The following is a 19,437-nucleotide window of genomic DNA, read 5'->3' as shown; positions in this document are numbered from 1 at the left end:
CCGGACGTTAACGTGCGCTGATAGAGCCCGGCTATTGGAGCGCTCGGAGTCGCTCAATTAGCGCACTGTCGAGCGGCGACAGGTAGAATGTTTGGCCTTCTCGTAGCCGGACGCTGAAATACGGCGCGAGGGGTCATTCATCAGCGGATTTTTCCATTCGATGCGCGATTGAACTTGGCGTGGCTTGCCGTTAGGGCTGAGCGTGGCTTTAAAACAACCCATCCGAGCTCAAAGACGAAAATCTCCTCCCGGCGGCCCGGCCGCCTTGCGGGGCTTTCTCTATCAGTTCTTCAGTTCGGCCGATTGGGCGACCGGGTTGATGATCCAGCCGGGCGTCGATCAAGTGACCCTGGCTTCGATAAGGCTCGAGCCGCCCCGGGGCGGTGACGTCGTCCATGCGACGGCATCGCGATCGCGGACCATTCAGTTCAAATCCTCCGCGCGACCGCTGGCCCTCACGGCGATCGTCGACAAGGTTTTGCCCGATCTTCTTCTGGCGGTGACGCCCGGCGCAGCGGAACAGGAGCTTGTCCTGCAAAGCGACCTGCCGGTGGGCCGGCTGGGCGGTCTGCCAGCATTGATCGAACTGCTCAAAAAGCATCCGACCGACGAGGCCTTGCGCCAGGCAAAGCGCGCTGGCCTGCAGTTTCGTCTACGCAAGAGCAAGCCCTGCGACGCGCCGACGTTTTTCCAGCGTGCTGGCGCCACCGTCAGCAAGCAGCAGAGCAAAATCTTCAAAGCCGATGCGCAGGCGCGAGAACGCTTCGCCGATCTGTTGCGACGGTTCGTCATCGACCCGCCGCTCACCGACGATCAGATGCAGGATCGGGTGCTGGCGCGACTGGCGGAGGCTGCTCTTGATCCAGCCGAAGCGCCCGACCTGCTCTTGAAACTGATCGGGGATCTGGCGCTTCGGGCCAGCCGCGGCAACCATCACATTGAGGTCGTCCAGCTTCTGGAGGGCGCAGGCCTGTCTCCCCTGACGTTGGGCGGCCTGGCCGCCTGGACCCGCAATTTGTCCCAGGCGCTGGAGCGCCAACTGGATTTGGCCGGCTACGAGGCCGAGAAGGACTGTCGCGAGTCGGCGCCCTATGCGCCAGGGGAAACCCCGACCGTGTTCTGCGGCCCTAGCGGGGTGGGCAAGACCTGGATCATGGCGCGCGCCGCCCGTGCGGCTCACGATCAGGGCGACCGCGTGATCTGGTTGGAAGGCCCCCATGCACCCGGCATGATCCGTGAACGGATCACCGATGCCTTGCAGAAGGCTCGAAACATCGGCGCGCGAAAGACCAACTCGGACGCCTTGGGGCCGCTGATCGATCGGTTGCGAGCGCTCACTGGTCCAATCCGGGTCACCGTATGTCTTGACCGGTTCGGGTCTTTCCAGGAGGCTCGCCAGATCATCGATGACGGTTGGTGGCGCAAACAGGGCGTTCGCTTGCTGGCGGCTTTTCCGGCGTCCGATCCGTCGGCTGTCGACCTGCCCAACGCCACGGTCGTCGAGACCCCCAACTTCACGCCCTTCGAGGTTCGGGCGCTCTTTCGCCACCGCCTTCGGGCCTGGACCACCTTGCCCAGCGATATCCGCGCTCTGCTGGAACGACCTGTCCTGGCTAGGCTCTATGCAGAACTATCGCGCGATGATGCGGTGTTTGCGCCCCACACAGAATACGAGCTGTTCGACCAGGCCTGGCGCGCGCCGTCGCGACGGGGCGGACATCTGGGGACTTGGCGTCACGCCCGTTCGGTGCTCGGCGCCAAGCTTGATCTCCTTGTCGATGACCTCCTCGCCGCCCGGCCTGCCGCCTATCCCTGGGCGCTTGACGCGCAACCGACCTGGACGGAAGAGCACATCCAACTGCTTGAAGAGCGCGGCCTTCTTCGTTGGGCGGGCTCCGACACCCTGCGATTAGACCACGACCGTTTCTTGGCCTGGGGTTTGGCTGAAGCGATCGCGCGACGTCGTCACGACGGCAAGTTGGCTGACGGCCCGCTGACGCACGTTCTCCAGCTCTGCTTGGCGAACGACAACGCGATCCTGCCCGGTCACGCCCTGGGCTATGTGGCGATGGACGTTTTCTGGCGGCTTCTAGACGCCGCGAACGTGCTCTCGCCTGGCCTCGTCGGTGCCGCCAAGGCGCTGAGCGGACATGGCGATCGCAAGATCGGTTGGCCGATGTGGGCGACCCTTGGGCCACGCGCCCTACCCCTGCTCCTGGCGATTGCCGAAGGCGGCGACAACGGTCTCTTTGCAACCCCGCTGGGCAAAGCGGTCGCGGAGGTCGCGAGACCTAGTTTGAGTGCGACCGATCAAGCCCGCATCGCCGCCCTGCTGGGCGCCCAGGATGTCTGGCGCCGTTCTGTCGCCCTGGCAGCCATCGCCCAGCTGCCTGATCCGGTCCACCTGCCGACCTTGCTTGAGAGGGCTGGCTCGCTATTCGCGCGGTCGGATGGTGGCGATTTCAATACCTGGTATCGCCAACGCGAGGCGACCTGCGCGGCGCTCGCGGCGGTGGCGAAGGCCTGGCCGGACGGTTTTGCGCAGACGATTTCAGACTTGGAAGATCCGCGTCAGGCTGCGGCCGCGGCCTGGATCGCCGCCGAACTGCCGCCGACTGTCGCCCGGAAGGCATGGCTCAGTTTGCGAGCGCGGGTCGCGGATGAAGACCGATTGGCGCTGGATCGCCAGTATGCGGGCTTGGCTGGCGGCGACAGCGAAGCTGTCGTTGCAGCTGATGCTGCGTTGGGGTTGGCAAGCTTTGGGCGACTGGCCGAGATACGCCCCCAGGACGCGGTCATCCTGTTCCTGACCCTGGATGTGCCGGTCCTTGGACAAGCGATTTCTTACCTGGACGGTGTGAGGTCCGGGCTACAGCCGGCCGAATCTAGGATCGTCCAGTTGCTCGATCAGGGTTTGCTTGCCCCCGAAGCGGTCGCGCGGTCCGTTCGCTCTTGGTCGAGCCGTATTGGCGGCGACCTGATCGAGACCATCGTAAATAGCATTGACGAATTTGGCGATGCGTCCAAACGGCTGTCTTTGCTGGCGGACGCGCCGAACAGGGAGGTTTTGCAGCGACTGGAAGTCCACGGGGCGGGGGCGTTTGGGGCAAGGCTCGAGCAGTACCTGCTGGATGGTGAGGCGTCGAAGGACGCGGACACGGCTTCACACGCCGCTCGTCTGCTGCCCCGATTGGGTTGGTCGGTATTGTCGCGCGTGGCGGCCGTTCAACTGCTCGACCCCGACCCTCGTGTGGTCAGGAAGGGGCTCGCGCATGCTCTCGTCGGCGACGAGCATGTATTTTTGCCGGCGCTGATCGCGCTCGCGGAGCGCACGATTGAGAGCGGCGAGTCTTCCGCGTCACCCGATCCGTTAGCCGTGCTGGCGGCCATCGATCCTGCGTCCGCCAACGACCTGGCGTCCGCGCGCCTGGGACAAGGCGAGCCGGCGGCGGTGATGGCGGCGAACACCGCGTTGTTGACCAACAGTGCGACGCTTGCCGAGCGGGCCTACGGGGCTCTGGATCTCACCCGCAAGGACGACCTGATCCATGCGGCCTTGATCGGTTCGCGTTTTGCCCATCCTCGGCGCGACCGCGCGGCGATCGCCGACAAGCTGCTGGCGCTGGGCGAGAGCGACGCGCGGGCCCAGGCCGCCTGGGTGGCGTGTGAGCTGGATGACACAGCGTTGGCCGCGCGCGTCAAGCACGCTCTGGTTCCAGGCATCTTCAAAGGCGCCGATGGCTATGACAGCCAGAGCCTCGGCTTCCTCCTGGAGATGAAGGAAACGGCCGCTGAATTGATGGCGCTGTTCGACCAAGCTGAAAACGGTTTCCTGCGTCACGTGTTGATGGAGCTCGAGGCACCGTGCGTGATGGCCCATCCGCTCGCCCAAGCCCATGCTGTTCGATCGGCATACGAGCTGGAGGCGGTGTATCTGGGCACACCGAGAAGCGGACTTCGTCAACTCTGGCAAATCCATCGCGAGATCGCTTTCGAGGCGTTCGAGGAGGGATTGCGGCGAGGCGGTCGGACCATGGAGGGCATGATCACCGCAGCGGTGCAGGCGGACGCTGATCGGGCGTTCGCGATCATGTTGGAGCATTTGGTCGCCATCGACGCGCAGAAGCTCCGCGACGATATCGGCCGGGCGCTGCGCGCCCATCCCAACCCGACCGCCCTGATCGCTCGTCTGGCCGAACGTCTGTCTGGCGTGGCCGGCGATGAGGCCATCATGGCGGCGGAACTATCCGGCTGGCTATCGTTGCCGGCACTCGACATCGAACTGCAGCGCGTGGTCGCTAGGACCAGCCATGGCAAATTGGCCCAGGCGGCCCGCTCGGCCTTGGAACGGTCCGATCGCATCGGCTTCCTGGAGGCCGTCAATCGCCGCCTTGTCGTCTCTGTTGACCCCGGCGAGCAACGCCGGTTGCTAGCGATCAGCTTGACGGCCAACACGGACAAGGTCGTTTCGCGCCGCCACGACCCCCTCTCCGTCGAACCGTTCCTGGAGGTCGCCCGACACGGCCTCCTTCTGGACGCTTGGTCGCCGAAGAAGGATCGCTAACCGCGGTTGCCCCCCCACGTAACTGCCAACGTGGCCTGACAGGCTTCGGAACTAACTGCAAAGATCGCCGGGACGTTGAGGATCGCCGCAGCGCCAACAGGCTCGCCTTCAAGAACCAGACGTTCCGGATCGTTCCCCATGGCCAACAGGCTCAAGCGCTACACGCGCGTTGCCTGGGCTACGTCGACGGTTAAGCTGACGCCTGTTTTCCGCAAGGCCCGCATAATGTCAAAGCCCGCCGCTCCCGCCGCGCCCCGCGAGACCACGGGCTTTGACGCCCTGGCTCAGATCGATCTGTTGGATCGAGCTCAGCTGGCGGCCCAGACCTACAGCCTGCTCACTGAGCTTCCACCAACCTGGTCGGTTCGGGTCGGCCTTTTGGGCGAATGGGGGAGCGGCAAGAGCACTATCGCCGAGTGGGTGATCAGGCAGGCCGACCAAGACGGCCACATCATCTGCCAGCTGCGCCCATGGACCTCGACCAGCATGGGTGAACTGTGGCTGAGTTTCGCCGAGGCCCTGGAAGGAGCCTGCCGCAAACGCGGCGTCACCCTTGAGCTGGCTGGCAAGATCAAGGCCGCGCGCGCCGTCCAGAAGTTCACCTCGCCGCTTCAGGCCCTTTCTGGGATCGACAGCAAGGCCAAGGCTTTGTTTGGGGCAATCGAAGGCGCGGCCAACAGCTTTGACCTACTCCGCATCAGCCAGAAGGATCTGACGGCCATCGCCAAGACGTTGGGCGACCGGCGGGTGATCGTCATCATCGACGACTTGGATCGCACCGATCCGGCCGTGCTGCCCAGATCCTTGCTGGCGTTGCGCGACCTTCTCGACCTGCCGCGCTTCTCCTTCTTGCTGCCGTTCGACGAGCAGGTCGTGGCCGCGGCCCTGGCCGCCTACAGCCCCGCATGGGGCGACGGCGCGGCCTTCATTGACAAGATTCTCGACTTTCGAGTCCGCCTGAGCCCGCCACTCAGCGTCGCGCGATGGAACCTGTTCGAGGCGGAGCTAAAGGCGGCCTGTCCCTTCGTGCCGCGGGACAAGATCGCCGAGGTCTCCGAATACCTTCCCGCCAATCCCCGCCGCATCAAGTCCGTGGCGCGCAATCTGCGCGCTTTCCAGCGCGAGGCACTGCGTCACCGGAGCGACGAGATCGACTGGATGGGGCTGATCTTCGCCCTGCTGCTACGGGCGGAGTCTGAGACGTTCTATGAGAACTTCCTAACCCTGCTGTTTGGGACGGAGGAGATCCCCGGTTGGGCCTTCGCTAATTCCGCCGATCACGGCAAGGCGGAGATCGAGGCCAAAGAACGCTCGCTGATCGACGCCTTGCCCAAGTCCAAGGACTGGGTCGAACGGCTCTGCAAGGCTTGGCGCGAACGGGTCAAGGCCAGCACCGTCGAGAAGCTGCGCTACTCACTGGACCTCCTGTCGACCTCCGAGAGCGTGACCTGGCTGGAGTATGATCAGGTTCTCGCCGCCTGGAGCGCCGACCAGGCAACCTTGGGTTCGGCCTTGGCCGCCTTGGTGCGCGACGGCGCCACGCGGTTGTCGGTGATGACCATCACTTTGCGTGCCGCCTTCAGTCAGTACGAGACCAGCCTCAAAGGCGCAGGCATGACCTTCACAGCGCCGGACCAGGAACGGATGCTGGCCGGAGCAGCTAAGGAATTGGCCTTCATTGACGCGCTCCTGCAGGACGCCGCCGATCTCAAAGGTGGCTCTGAGCAGGCGCGCAGAGCCTTTGGCCAACTGGCGTTGATCATAGCCCGACACAGCTCGCTGGAGCAGGACCCCCGCGACCAAGCCGCGCGCGACCGCGAGTTGGCCTTGATGCGTCGACTCTATGCTCGTTTCCCTGCGGAGCACGCGGCGATGGCCGCATTCTTGGCAGACCAGACCCAGGACGCATCGAGTATTCGCGCTCCCGCCAAACGGCTGGTCGACCTACTCGCCGAGCTTGACACCAGCCCCGCCCAAGACATCCTGGCAGTCTTTCAGAAGCCGGGCGCGTTCGACGACTACCGACGTGGCCAAGAGGCCAAGATTTCCCAGTTGGTGTTCGATCCCCGTTCGCCGGCCTGGGCTCCCGGCGCCCCAGGCGGCATGGACGCCGTTCTGGCTCTGGCCGCCACCGACTCCGTGGTCCAGCAAAATCTCTTTGTCGTCCTAGAAGACCTCGCTGGCATGGCGCGCACCGGCCCAGGAAGCATGAGCGACGCATACGAGGCAATGAAGGCCTCAGCGCAAGCTTTGGGGCGCATCTGGACGGCGGCCTTGGATCAGCCGGTGCAGTCGATGGTCTGGATGAAGGCCTTGATGTATCGCCGCAACCTCATGCGGGCAGGGTTCGACAAGGAGGTGTTTCCAGAACCCGCCTGGGTTTCCCAGCGACTGCCGCTGATGACCTTCAAGGCGGACGAGGCCCGGATCGTGGCGATGCGGAACGCCGACGCTCCATAGGTATCGTCATCGTGTGCTGGATAGACAGCCCGAGCGTGATCGCGCGATAGTCGCGCTATGGATTTTGCGACCTACGAGACAAGCGGCCACGCGGCTTACGCCAGGCTCGCCGCGACGATCGCATCGATCTTGGACGTCATCACAGCAGCGCTGCCAGACGTTCGCGTTCAGCAAATCCAGCATCGGGCCAAGGCGCCCGCTTCGCTGAAAAAGAAAATCCTGGCCCGCGGCGGCGCGCTCGACGACGACGTCGAACGCCACGCCAAGGATGTCGCGGGCTGCAGACTGCTCTTCTACACCAACGACGACGTTGCCCGGTTCGCAAGCGCCCAAGTCATATGGGACAATTTCGAGATCGATTGGGACCGCACCAAATTCCACTATCCGCTCGATGACGCCGACACGGGCCTGTTCGTCTCCTACAACTATGTCGTCAAACTGAAGGCCGACCGGACTGCCCTGCCAGAATACGCCGATCTCGCCGATCGCTGGTGCGAGATCCAGGTGCAGACCACGCTCGACCACGCCTGGTCGGAAATGCATCACGACATCGGCTACAAGCCGCCCGAAGGTGGCTTCGGGACGGCAGTGATCGCAAGCGTCAACGCGCGCATGGCCAAGATCATGAAGGATCACCTGGCGCCGGCGGGTTACGATTTCCAGAAGGTCTCTGACGACGTGCGCCGCATGGAGCAGGGCCGCGCCCTGTTCGACAAGCGCCCCCTCGAACAAATCCAAGGCGCGATCGATAACAACCGCCGCTACGATCTGATCGAGGGCTTTCGCGAGCAGGTCCTGCCTTATCTGGACGATATCGAAGCGCAGGCCCCGGAGATCCGCGCGGCGCTGCGCGCGGCCATCGACGTCGCGCAGGCCACGCCGGAGACGCCGATCGTCTACGGGGACTTTTCACGTCCAGGGCGCAGTCAAGACGACGTCGCCGGCGCGTGCCTGTCGCTCATCGACGCTTTGCGGTTCCAAGGCGAGGAGGCCGTCAGCGCCACTTGGCGTTTCGTCGGCGTGATTTTCGACCTGGCCCAGACGCAGGGCGGTCGGGCGCGCGCGCTCAAGTCGATCGAACTGCTCGCCAACCACAACCTTCATGTCTGGAACCAGGTTGGGCCGTGGATCCAGACTCAGGTGGCGGCGCTACTCGCCGAAGCGCAGGCCGATCCGAGGCGGCGCCCGATCGTGATCGTGGCGGCCAAGGCCATCCTCGATCCGGAGGTCGAAGGAACGACCAGCGCCTCGAACACGATGACGCTTCATCAAGGCGCCGTGCGTCCCAGCGATCAACTCGCCGCGGCCCGTTCGACCGCGATCGCCGCGCTGGACCAGTTGCTGTTGACGCACGGCGCGACCGACCAGCCGGCGGCGTTCTCCGCCCTGTTGAAGGCGGCGCAATTTCCTTATCACGGCAGCAACGATCGAACGTTGGTCGAACTGATTGACCGCAACGCCTTGCAGGTGGTCGACATCGCCACGCGCCTGGCGCTCGCGGCCGAGCCCGTTTTTCGCGCCCGGATCGAACGGGCGATGTTCGATATCTACCGTAACAAAGGCGGCGTCCTGGACGGAGACCAGGACAATGCGGATCTGCTAGCGGCCCGCGACGCGCTCATGCTCGGCCTTGAACGCTTCCACGCCGCGACCGACGCCGACCCTGATTTCGCGATCCACAAAACCTTGGTTGGCTTCGACGCGATCACACCAGCGGACTGGGCGCGTCAAACTTTCGATTTCGAGGCCCGACAGGGCGAGAGCGACGCGGCGATCGCAGCATTGGTCGAGGGGTTCTCGGAGGCGACCTTTGACGGCTTCGTTCCGCATCTGACGCGCGCCGCCGCCATTCCGACCAACGACGGTGCGACGTTTCTTCACTTTCAGGACTTTCTCAAACGCGTCGGCAAGGCCAAGCCCGATCTGGCGCTTCGGCTGCTGACGAGTTTCGACGCCGAGCTGGCCGACTTCCTTTCCTTCTTGCTCGATGGACTGGCGGAAAGTCCGCGCGCCGCCGACGCCGACAGACTCGTCCACGCCTGGATCGCCGAAGGACGCCATCTGATTCCGATTATGGCGGCCTGCGAGCAGCGTAAGGATGACATCGCCCTGTTTGAGCCGTGTGCGGCCAAGGCTCTGGACGGCGAGGACGATGCGGTGATCTGGCGACTGATCAGCGCGGCCTCTAGGATCAGCGGCGTGCAGCCGAGCGTCATCCACTCGGCGCTCATCCCCGCGATCCGCAGGCTGGGCCCAACGAATGTCCACTGGGTCGATCAGACTTGGTTCGTGTGGAAAGGCGCCTACGCCGAGCAGCTCTCAAACGCCGAAACGGACGACATCCTCGGCTTGCTCGTCGACATCCCCAAGTTGGGCACCCATGCCGAATGGATCTTGGCGGCCATCGCGACGGCAAACCCCAAAAAGGCTCTGGACTGTCTGGGCCGGCGCATAGACGCCGAGAGCCAGCGGATCGCCGGCCAGCGCTACGAAGCCGTCCCCTTTTCGATCGATCGTCTCGACGAGGCGCTTGCCGGCCATCCCGTTCTCGTCGTCGATCAGGCCCGAGGTTGGTTCAAGGGCCAGGACTATTTCGAATATTCCGGCGGTCGCCTCCTTCATCACGTCTATCCTGACCTCGCGCCGATCGAGGCTCTGTTGCTCCCCTTCGCCGCCGGGTCTGACGAGGATCGCCAGTTTCTCCTGCGAACGCTGCGCGCCTATGACGGCAACCCGAGCATCGATCGTGTTTGCCGGGCGCTGGTCGACGGATCCGAAGCGGGTTCAGACGTCTGGCGCGACGTCGAACTGGTGATCGATAGCCATGGAGTCCTGTCCGGCGAGTTTGGCCTCGTCGAGGCCGACACCGTCAAGAAGGGCATGCTCCAAACGTGGCTGACCGACGAACGCCCCAATGTCCGCCAATACGCCGAGGGCCACATCCTTGCGCTCGACCGGCAGATCGCCAGCGAGCGCCGACGCGCGGTCGAGGCGCTCAATCTGCGTAAGAGACACTATGGCGAAGCCTAGCTCCGCCCCGTTTTGGGGAGGTCTGACGGTGGCCTGGCACAAGTCCGCCCGCCATCATTAGGGCTAGGCATCGACCTCGATCGCGATCGGCGTGGTCTCGGACGGCGGCCGGAACACTGAAATGTAGGGCGATCCATCGTCCAGTGGCCAGGCGAAGACCAGCATCGGCCAAAGCAGCCGCTCCACATGGCGGCCTAGCGCGAAGATGTTGGCCGGCGTGAACTGGTCCTGCACGTCATGCAGATTTCGCAGATCGCGACCAAGGACCTCGATCCAACCGAAAAGGTCCTCGGATCGCAGCTGATCCCGCAGGCTCGAACCGGGGAAGTCGTCCTGCTCTGGCAGGCCGTCGCGATGTCCTAGCCACTCGGCGGCGTGACCGATAACGTGCGAAATCCTGGGCAGAATATCGCTCAACATTTTGTCCATGTCTTGGTCTTCCAGAAACGCGGCCTTGGCTTGGTCAACGCCTGTGCGCGCGGCCGCCAGGCTGTCGCGCACCAGGCCCGCATATCGCTCGCCGGCGGCGGGGTCGATGAACGCGCTTTCGCGAGCGCTATAGTACAGACCCGGCGCGGCCGAGGCGCTGCGATAGAAGCAGCGCAGGACCTCGTCAGCGGGCGTGGCCCATTTGCCTTCCAACTGCGCGCCGAACGTTGCGCGATGGGCCAGGTCCGCCAGTTGCGAGACCAGAACATGGATGGCCATGACTTGCTCGTGGCGATCCTCAGACAGCATCTGCCACCCCAAGCCGGCGTGGATAACGATGTGGGTCTTGGGTCGCCCGTCGCGCAGGACGTCGATCGTGCGGGCCACCACGCTGCCATAGTCGCGCGGCTGGATTCTGATGGGCTCGAGATCAGGGTCGCCGAGATCCAGGCCTTCCACCGCCGCCGGTAAATCCGCCGCGAAGGTCACGCCATCGAGTGTGGAGAGCGCCAGGCTGCGTCCGACTTCCTGGACCACGATCTTGAGGACGTCATTGACCTCATGAGCCGTTTCCTCGTCGGCAAAGCCGTTAGCGCTGAACGTGTAGGTGAAGGCTTCGGCGGTGGCGGTTTCCGGGACCTGGGCCACAGTCTTCTTTTCTGCAATCGCCGCAGGCGTCATGAAACGAAGGTCCGCCAAGGCGCGATCGACCTGGGTGCGCACCACCTGCGACGACCGCTGTCCGATCAGATCCGCCAACCCTTCGTGCGCGTCGGGACGATGAGTGATGAAGAAGCTGTCGCTGCTGGCCGCGCTGGCCAGATTGAGTAAGGCGACATCCACCGGCGCGTCGTCGTCGACCACGCCTACCAGCAGTCGATCATGAGCGATCGGAAGGACGACGAGGTCGACCGTCTCGCGCTCGGCCAGCAACAAGGGCACGAAGTCGCCGCCCGCCTCACGGGCCAGGACCACGCAGTCAGGCAGAATGGCGTCAGTGACAGCCTGGACGCGCCAGGTCATGGCCGCCAGATCCGCCTCCCACTTGTTCTCGCGTTCCCGATCCGGGGCGGTCTGCTCCTTTTCCAAGACTCTGTTGTGCGCGTCGCGCATCTGGTTAGGCATTTCGGCTAGCATGGCGCGTAACTCCGCCACCATCGACGGACCGACCTGCTCGTAAAAAGTCTCGTAGTTTTCGCGCAGCATGAAGCCGAGCATCCGGCGCATCAGCGCCGGCGGCAGGCCGAGGGCCTCAATATGAGCCTTTTGCAAGGCCGCGTCCAAAACCTCCTCGACCATGTCGACCGGTTCGGCGGCGTCCACGCCCAGTCGCTGGCGCAGCGCGTCGGCGTCCGCCATTAGATTGGCCATGGCGTCGACGATCTGTCCCGCGCCTTGAGCAAAGACTGAACGCAAAAAGGCGGTGCGCCAGGTCAGGTGCATCACCAGGCGCGTCGCGGCCTGCGCATCGACGACCCGCTCGGATCCGTCGCGCAGTTGCTTGACCTCGACGTCCAGCGGGCCTTCCAGCTCGGTGATCAGGTCATCCAGCGTCGCAACCCCGTCGTCGCGAAGCCTGGAATAGAAGTACTCGCCGACCCCAACGTCGCGAATGCTGACATCCTTGGCCTTGGCGCCGCGACGATGCAGCCAGGTCATTTCGATGCTGGGCCGAGAAGGCGTTAGGAAGCCGCGCTGCAACAACCGCGGCACGTAGTGCTGGCGCTTTCCTGCCATGACGCCCCTCCTTTTATTTTTCGCCGCCGGCTATGGGGCGGCTTTGTCCAAGGCCTAAAGCAACCCGAGCTCCAGGCCCCAGACCTCTGAAGATATCGAATTCTCGATTGCTCGCTAACATGCACACTGGATGCTCCAACCTACCGGGCATCTGCGGAAATCAGTTCTGAGCTTAGATCGGCTTTCGCACGAGGGCGTCAGAAAGCGGACCTTCCCGAGGTCCGCGAAAGTCAAAATCGGCAACTCCAGCATCACCCTCGCCAGCGTTTGCCCTCTCCGCCACCAACTAGGCTGCTCGCGCCTCGCAGGCCGCGGCCCAGTCAGCCATGAGTGCATGGCGCTTGGCGAACATGTCGCCGCGCCGGTAGGCGGCTTCGACCTTGCTGGTGATCGTGTGGGCTAGCGCCATTTCGATCATCTCGGCGGGATAGTTGGTAGTCTCCGCTGCCCAATCGCTGAAGGTGCTGCGAAAGCCGTGAGTTGTGAGACCCGCGCTTTCGAGACCCTTGACCACCTTTAGCAGCGCCATGCTGCTAAGGTGTTTCCCGGCCGCCCCACCGAAGAAAATTGGTCCGCTAGGCTCGGTCTCTTCGGGGGTCTTCGTCTTCCCCCTCCAGCGTCGGGCCTGGATTTTGAGCCAGCGTGTCTGCATGCCCTCCAAGATGGCGATAGCGGCTGGGCTGAGGGGCACACGGTGCTCGCGGCCGGCCTTCATCCGCTCGCCAGGCACGATCCACACCTTCTTGGCCAGATCGATCTCGCTCCAATCCGCGCCCAGGATCTCGCTGGTGCGCCCCGCGGTCAGGATCGCGAACTCCAGCGCCCGAGCCGCTATTCCGTCGGTCGCGGCCAGGCGCTTCATGAACTTCGGCAAATCTGTGTAAGGCAGCGCGGCATGGTGCCGAACCGTCGTCACCGTGGCCTTGGCAGGGAGGACCTTGTCGAGGTGACCCTTCCAACGTGCAGGATTGTCGCCCCGGCGGTAGCCGTGGACGATCGCCCAGTCCAACACGCTCTCGATACGACCACGCACCCGGCTAGCCGTCTCGGCCTTGGTCGACCAGATGGGCTGCACCACCGACAACACATGATTGGTCTCGATCGCGCCGACGGGCAGCTTGCCCATCTTCGGAGACGCATAGGTCGCCAGAGTGTTCTTCCACTGCTGTCGGTGCTTTTCGCTGCGCCAAGCCGCCTTGTTCAGCTCGATGTAGCCGTCCACCGCATCATCGAAAGTCACGCTCTCGGCGTTCGCCAGGATCTGCTTGGCCTCAGCCTTACGGCGCTCATCAATGGGATCGAGACCCGCCGCGCGTAACTGGCGCGCATCCTCGGCCGCAACGCGCGCCGCCGATAGTGAAACGGCATGGACCGAACCCAGGCCCATGCGCCGCTCCTTTCCCCCGACCTGATAGCGGAAGATCCACGAGCGGCCGCCCTCGCCTGTGATCACCAGGCTCAAACCACCGCCATCGGCATAGCACCCCGGCGCGGTGAGTCGGCGCACCTGGAGGGGGGAAAGGCGCTCAAGGACGCGCGCCATTTCTACGTTCCTTTATACGACCATGGCGCCGATCATGCCGTATTGCGACGGACGCCTCCAAACACGTTTCCGAGATTTTCCCTTATATTTTAAGGCTTTCATGGGTCATCCAGGACGACGCCGGACGCCTGTGGAAGGGGGATGACAAATTCGGCCAGCCGCCTACCGACAGAGCTCGCGAGATTCACTCCACGCGAATGCCAAGTCTTCAGCACTCAAACGAAGGGCGCTCTCAAGGCGCGCCGTACCCACATTCCTTTATACGACCAAACGCGCCGTTCAATTCTCAGAAATCGCGCTGTAGCCCCTACGGATCGCCACCTTGCATAACAGCGATATCATAAAATCTTCTTTTAAAATGAGATAGTTATAGGTCCTCGAAATACACGCCAACTACCTGGTGCGCACGGAGAACCTCCGAAATCGAACCTGATCAAATTTCTGATAAAAATCAATGGTTTATGGAAATTGGCGGAGACGGAGGGATTCGAACCCTCGATACCCTTTTGGAGTATGCCGCTTTAGCAAAGCGGTGCCTTCAGCCTCTCGGCCACGTCTCCTCCTGAGAGGAGCGGTTCGATAGCCTGTTCGCGGAAGGATGACAACGCGTTGTCTCGAAAAATCCGCGTTAACGTGAAGCTCAGACCGGCTCGGTATTGTGAACCCTGTTCTACAAAGGGCTTGGGGCTTTCATGTCGTCCGCAATCGCAGAACCGCCGCAAGTCGACGACGTCGTCGAGATCGAAGCTCCGCCGGCGTTGCGTGGCGTGATCGAGGAGGACGAGGCCGTCGGCGTGGGCCGGCGCGGCCCCTTCCGCCCCGGCCGCCTGGTGCCTGCCCGGGCCCGCATGCAGGTCCGCGCCCTCTCCCGCCTGTTCCGGGTGGCGGACGGCCTGGCCTTCGCGGCCGTGACCGCCGGCGCCGTCCTGATCGCCCGCCCGACGCCCGACGTCTTCGCGCCGATGGTGCTGGGCGCCCTGGCCCTGCTGCCCGCTCTCTATCTGCTGGAAGCCTATGTCTTTCCGCGTCGCCAGACCCTGGGCCGTCACGCCCTGCGGGTGCTGGCCGCGTTCGGGGTGGTCGGGATCGTGGTGGTGCTGGCCACGCTGATCTTCGGCCGCGCCCAGGTCGAGCCCGGCCTACTGGCCGGCTGGGGCCTGGCCCTGGCCGCCGTCACCCTGCTGCTGCACACCGCCTGGTGGCGCGCCGTCGACCATGGCCGCCGCGACGGCCGCCTGACCCCCAACGTCGTGGTGGTGGGCGCCACGGTCAACGCCGAGCGCTTCATCCGCGCCGCCCTGGCGACCGGCGACGTCAACGTGCTGGGCGTGTTCGACGACCGCGCCGACCGCGCCCCGCCCCAGGTGCTGGGCGTGCCGGTCCTGGGCGACACCGGCGCCCTGCTGAGCCACCGCATCATGCCCTTCGTCGACCGCGTGATCATCGCGGTCAACTCCACCGCCCAGGTCCGCGTCGCCCAGCTGGTCGAGCGGCTGGAGGTGCTGCCCAATCCCGTCAGCCTGTTCGTCGACCTGAACCGCGAGGCCCAGAGCAACGCCTCGCTGGCTCGCTTCGTCGACCTGTCGGGCGCGGCCACCGACGCCCGCCGGGCCTTCGTCAAGCGCGCCCAGGACCTGGTCATCGGGACCGTGGGCCTGGTCGTCGCCGCGCCGGTCATGCTGCTGGTGGCCCTGGCCATCAAGCTGGACAGCCCTGGTCCGGTGTTCTTCCGCCAGCGCCGCCACGGCTTCAACAACGAGGCGATCCTGGTCTGGAAGTTCCGCTCGATGCGGCACGAGGCCGCCGACGCCAAGGCCGCCCGCCAAGTTACCGCCGACGACGACCGCGTCACCAAGGTCGGCAAGTTCATCCGCAAGACCAGCCTGGACGAGCTGCCCCAGCTGTTCAACGTGCTGCGCGGCGAGATGTCGATGGTCGGCCCCCGCCCCCACGCCATCGGCATGAAGAGCGGCGACGTCGAATCCGAGAAGCTGGTCGCCCGCTACGCCCACCGTCACCGCATGAAGCCGGGCGTCACCGGCTGGGCGGCGATCAACGGCTCGCGCGGCCCGGTCGACACGGCCGAGCTGGTGCAGGAGCGCGTGGCCCTGGACGTCGACTATATCGAGCGCCAGTCGTTCTGGCTGGATCTCTACATCATCGCCATGACCATCCCCTGCCTGCTCGGGGACCGGTCGGCGGTGCGCTAGGGACGCAACATGTTCTGGCGTGGCGTACTCGGATATCTGCCGGTCAACATCGCCCAGGGCGTGGTGGGCCTGCTTACCATCGTGCTGTTCACCCGCGTCCTGACGCCCGAGCAGTACGGCGTCTACGCCCTGGCCTTCTCGGCCCTCAGCCTGACCCAGACGATCCTGCTGACCTGGACGGAAGCCGCGATGGCCCGCTTCCATGCCCGCCAGGACGCCGACGGACGCCTGCCCGACCACTTCGCCACGATCTACCGCCTGTGGATCGCCCTGGCCCTGGTCGTCCCCTTCGCCGCCGCGGCCGTGCTGCGGTTCGCGCCCCTGGCCGCGCCGCTGAAGGCGGCCATCGCGGCCGCCATGGCCACGGTGGTGGTCAAGAGCTTGGCCAAGCTGTCGCAGGAACGCCGCCGGGCCGCTGGCGAGGTGTCGGGCGCGGCCCTGCTGGACATCGTCCAGACCGTCGGCGGCTTCGCCTTGGGCCTGGTCCTGACTCTGGTCGGACTGGGCGGCGCCGCGCCGATCCTGGGCGCGGGAGCCATCTCGCTGCTGTGCCTGGTGTTCGTGCTGCCCGCCGACCTGCGCCGCGCCAAGGGCGGTCGCTACGACGCCACCATGGCCAAGGCCTATGCCGCCTACGGCCTGCCGGTGGCCCTGTCGCTGATCCTGGCCCTGGTGCTGTCGACCACCGACCGCTTCCTGCTGGCCGCCTTTCTCAACGAGCAGTCGGTGGGCGTCTATCACGCCGGCTATTCGCTGGGCTCGCGCACCCTGGACGTGGTGTTCATCTGGCTGGGCATGGCCGGGGGGCCGGCGATGGTGGCGGCGTTTGAACGCGGCGGTCAGCCCGCCCTCGAAGAGGCCGCCCAGGAACAGGCCGGTTTCATGGTGCTGCTGACCCTGCCCGCCGCCGTCGGCCTGGCCCTGGTGGGCCGCCCCCTGGCCCAGGTGATGATCGGGCCCGAGCTCAGCGCCGGGGCCAGCGTGGTGGTGCCGTGGATCGCCGTGGCCGGCTGGCTGTCGGGCGTGACGACCTACTATCTGCTGCAGGCCTTCACCCTGGGCCGCAAGACCATGATGCTGATCGCCTGCATGGCCATTCCGGCCGGCGCCAATGTCGTGCTGAACCTGGTTCTGATCCCGCGCTTCGGCTTGGACGGCGCCCTGTGGTCGACCGCCGCCAGCTACGCCGTCGGCGCCGTAGGAGCCGCGATCCTGGGCCGCCGGGCCTGCCCCCTGCCCGTGCCGTGGGCCAGCCTGGCCAAGTGCGGCGCGGCCTGCGTGTTGATGGCCGCCGCCGTCCTGGCGATCCCGGCCTTCGGCGGCCTGGTCGAGCTGATCCTCAAGGCCGGCGTCGGCGCCGTGGTCTATGGCGTGGTGGTGCTGGCCCTCGACGCCGGCGGCCTGCGCGGCCGACTGAACCAAATCCTCCAGCGCCGGTTGAAGCCCGCATGAGCGCCCCGGCCGTCGAGAGCCTGACCGACAACGCCGCCTGGGCGGACGCCACTCCGCGCCTGTCGGTGCTGATCCCCACCTGGCGCGACGACCCCAGCGCCCTGCTCAAGGCCCTGGACGAACGCGGCGTCGACGCCGAGATCGTGCTGCTGGACGACGGCGGCGGCGACGCGGCCCTGACCCGGCGCATGGCCGGCCGCATCGAGAAGCTGAAGCTGCCCGCCCGGCTGATCGTGCTGTCGCCCAACGAGGGCCGCGCCAAGGGCCGCAACCGCCTGGCCCGCCACGCCCGGGGCGGTCACCTGCTGTTCCTGGACAGCGACATGCTGCCCGACCCCAAGGATTTCCTGGCCCGCTGGGCGGCCGTGGCGGCCGACGACGCGCCGGTGGCTTTCGGCGGGTTCACCCTGGACCAGACGCCGCGCCGCCCCGAGCACGAACTGCACCGGGCCATGGCGCTGAAGAGCGACTGCACCCCGGCCCCTGAACGGGCCAAGGAGCCCGAGAAGCACGTCTTCACCTCCAACCTGCTGGTCCGCCGCGACGTGTTCGACACCGTGGCCTTCGACGAGGGCTTCGCCGGCTGGGGTTGGGAGGACGTGGAGTGGGCCATGCGCGTGGCCCGCCTCTATCCGATCCTGCACATCGACAACACGGCCACCCACCTGGGTCTCGACACCGCGCCGACCCTGGCGGCCAAGTACGAGCAGTCGGCGGCCAACTTCGCCCGCGTGGTGGCCGGCCACCGCGACGTCGTCAGCGCCTATCCCAGCTACAAGGTCGCCAAGGCGCTGAAGTCCGTGCCGCTGCGCAAGACCTGGCGGCCGATGCTCAAGGCCTTCGCCCTCAACGAAGCCGTGCCTATTCCCCTTCGCGACTTCGCCCTGCGGCTCTACCGCGCCGCCCTCTATTCGGACGCCGTCTGATGCAAACGAGCCCCCAAGAATACATTGGCGACAAAGTCGACGCCTACGAGCCCGACCGCAGCCTGAAGGGCAAGGTCCGTCGCCGGCTGATCCGACTGGCCCATCGCCGTCCGGCCCGGGTGAAGCTGGAGCGGCCGATGGTGTCGTTCAGCTTCGACGACGCTCCGGCCACGGCCTGCGAGGCCGGAGCCCGGGTGCTGGAGGCGCGGGGCCTGCGCGGCACCTACTATTTCGCCGCCGGCCTGACGGGCCGCGAAGGGCCGATGGGCCGGTTCGCCACCGGCCAGGACGCCGCCCGCCTGCATGCCGCCGGCCACGAGATCGCCTGCCACACCTATTCCCACCTCGACTGCGGCCAGGCCTCGCGCCAGGAAACGCTGGACGACATCGAGCTGAACGCCGAGCATCTGGCCGAGTGGGGCACGGGCCAGCCGGTCAGCTTCGCCTATCCCTATGGCGACGTCGGCCAACCGGCCAAGACGGCCCTGGCCGGCCGCTTCAAGACCCTGCGCGCCCTGCACCACGGCCTGATCGCCAACGGCGCCGATCTCAACCAGGCCCCGGCCGTCGGCATCGAGGGCGAGGACGGCGAGCAGGTGGCGCTGGATTGGCTGGACAAGGCCCACCGGCGCAAGGCCTGGCTGATCCTCTATACTCACGACGTCGCGCCGGAGCCCTCGCAATGGGGCTGCACCACCGCGGCGCTGGAGCGTCTGGTGGACGGCGCGCTGACGGCCGGGTTCGACGTGGTGACCGTCGCCGAAGGGGCGCGGCGGATCGGGCTTTAGCCTTTTCGGCTTCAGACGTCGGCGCGACGCGCTTGCCCCCTACGGACCGCTTCGCGGTCGTCTTCCCCCATAGGGGGAAGAGCTGCGTGAGTGCGGCGTCCTCCGCCCCCTACGGGGGCGGACAGACCGCGAAGCGGTCAGGTGGGGGCAAGTGGGTATGCTCTCACGCCAAAGGCCATGAGCTGGTTGGGAAGGGTGCGAAGCGCCCGGGCCTCGCCCGGATGATTTGCAGTTTTGAATACCGTTTCGACGAAGTTCAGACGCTTCGCGTGGACCGTTATCCGGAAGCCTTCGGGTC

9 protein-coding genes and 1 tRNA gene are annotated in these 19,437 nt (G+C 65.5%); 7 read left to right on the top strand and 3 right to left on the bottom strand.

Annotated features, from left to right (window positions below; translation table 11 throughout):
• Positions 1-265 precede the first annotated feature (265 nt).
• The 3 genes from AC07OA_RS15330 to AC07OA_RS15320 all read left to right on the top strand — a co-directional run bounded on the left by AC07OA_RS15330 (position 266) and on the right by AC07OA_RS15320 (position 10,054).
• Positions 266-4,564, top strand: a complete 4,299-nt coding sequence (locus AC07OA_RS15330) for a hypothetical protein (RefSeq protein WP_494664683.1) — start codon at positions 266-268, stop codon at positions 4,562-4,564.
• Between the two features lie 138 nt (positions 4,565-4,702).
• Positions 4,703-7,024, top strand: coding sequence for a KAP family P-loop NTPase fold protein (locus tag AC07OA_RS15325; protein WP_494664682.1), 2,322 nt, complete (start codon positions 4,703-4,705; stop codon positions 7,022-7,024).
• A gap of 57 nt (positions 7,025-7,081) precedes the next feature.
• A complete protein-coding gene (locus tag AC07OA_RS15320; protein ID WP_494664681.1) occupies positions 7,082-10,054 on the top strand; it encodes a RelA/SpoT-related domain-containing protein in 2,973 nt (990 codons plus the stop codon).
• Between the two features lie 63 nt (positions 10,055-10,117).
• Here AC07OA_RS15320 and AC07OA_RS15315 read toward each other — a convergent pair whose 3' ends face one another.
• The 3 genes from AC07OA_RS15315 to AC07OA_RS15305 all read right to left on the bottom strand — a co-directional run bounded on the left by AC07OA_RS15315 (position 10,118) and on the right by AC07OA_RS15305 (position 14,323).
• Positions 10,118-12,220 (bottom strand): DUF4238 domain-containing protein, encoded by a 2,103-nt coding sequence (locus AC07OA_RS15315; RefSeq protein ID WP_494664680.1) that lies wholly within the window; start codon positions 12,218-12,220, stop codon positions 10,118-10,120.
• Positions 12,221-12,506: 286 nt separating this feature from the next.
• Positions 12,507-13,763 (bottom strand): tyrosine-type recombinase/integrase, encoded by a 1,257-nt coding sequence (locus AC07OA_RS15310; protein ID WP_494664679.1) that lies wholly within the window; start codon positions 13,761-13,763, stop codon positions 12,507-12,509.
• 469 nt (positions 13,764-14,232) lie between these two features.
• A tRNA-Ser gene (locus tag AC07OA_RS15305) sits at positions 14,233-14,323 on the bottom strand.
• Between the two features lie 132 nt (positions 14,324-14,455).
• On the opposite strand from AC07OA_RS15305, the gene hfsE reads away from it, so the two are divergent.
• Genes hfsE through hfsH form a run of 4 tightly spaced genes read left to right on the top strand, consistent with a single transcriptional unit; the run spans position 14,456 to position 19,139 of the window.
• Positions 14,456-15,973, top strand: a complete 1,518-nt coding sequence (hfsE, locus tag AC07OA_RS15300) for a polysaccharide biosynthesis protein HfsE (protein WP_494664678.1) — start codon at positions 14,456-14,458, stop codon at positions 15,971-15,973.
• Between the two features lie 9 nt (positions 15,974-15,982).
• The gene (gene hfsF / locus AC07OA_RS15295) at positions 15,983-17,425 is read left to right on the top strand and encodes a polysaccharide biosynthesis protein HfsF (protein ID WP_494664677.1); all 1,443 of its coding nucleotides are present in this window, start codon (positions 15,983-15,985) and stop codon (positions 17,423-17,425) included.
• On the top strand, positions 17,422-18,351 hold the full coding sequence (gene hfsG, locus AC07OA_RS15290; protein ID WP_494664676.1) for a polysaccharide biosynthesis protein HfsG: 930 nt from the start codon (positions 17,422-17,424) through the stop codon (positions 18,349-18,351). The genes hfsF and hfsG overlap by 4 nt, the downstream gene beginning before the upstream one ends.
• Positions 18,351-19,139 (top strand): oligosaccharide deacetylase HfsH, encoded by a 789-nt coding sequence (gene hfsH / locus AC07OA_RS15285; RefSeq protein ID WP_494664675.1) that lies wholly within the window; start codon positions 18,351-18,353, stop codon positions 19,137-19,139. The genes hfsG and hfsH overlap by 1 nt, the downstream gene beginning before the upstream one ends.
• Positions 19,140-19,437: the final 298 nt, after the last annotated feature.

The sequence above is a fragment of the Caulobacter sp. GW821-FHT09B08 genome, assembly GCF_059418225.1.
This window is presented reverse-complemented; position numbering and strand designations above follow the sequence as displayed.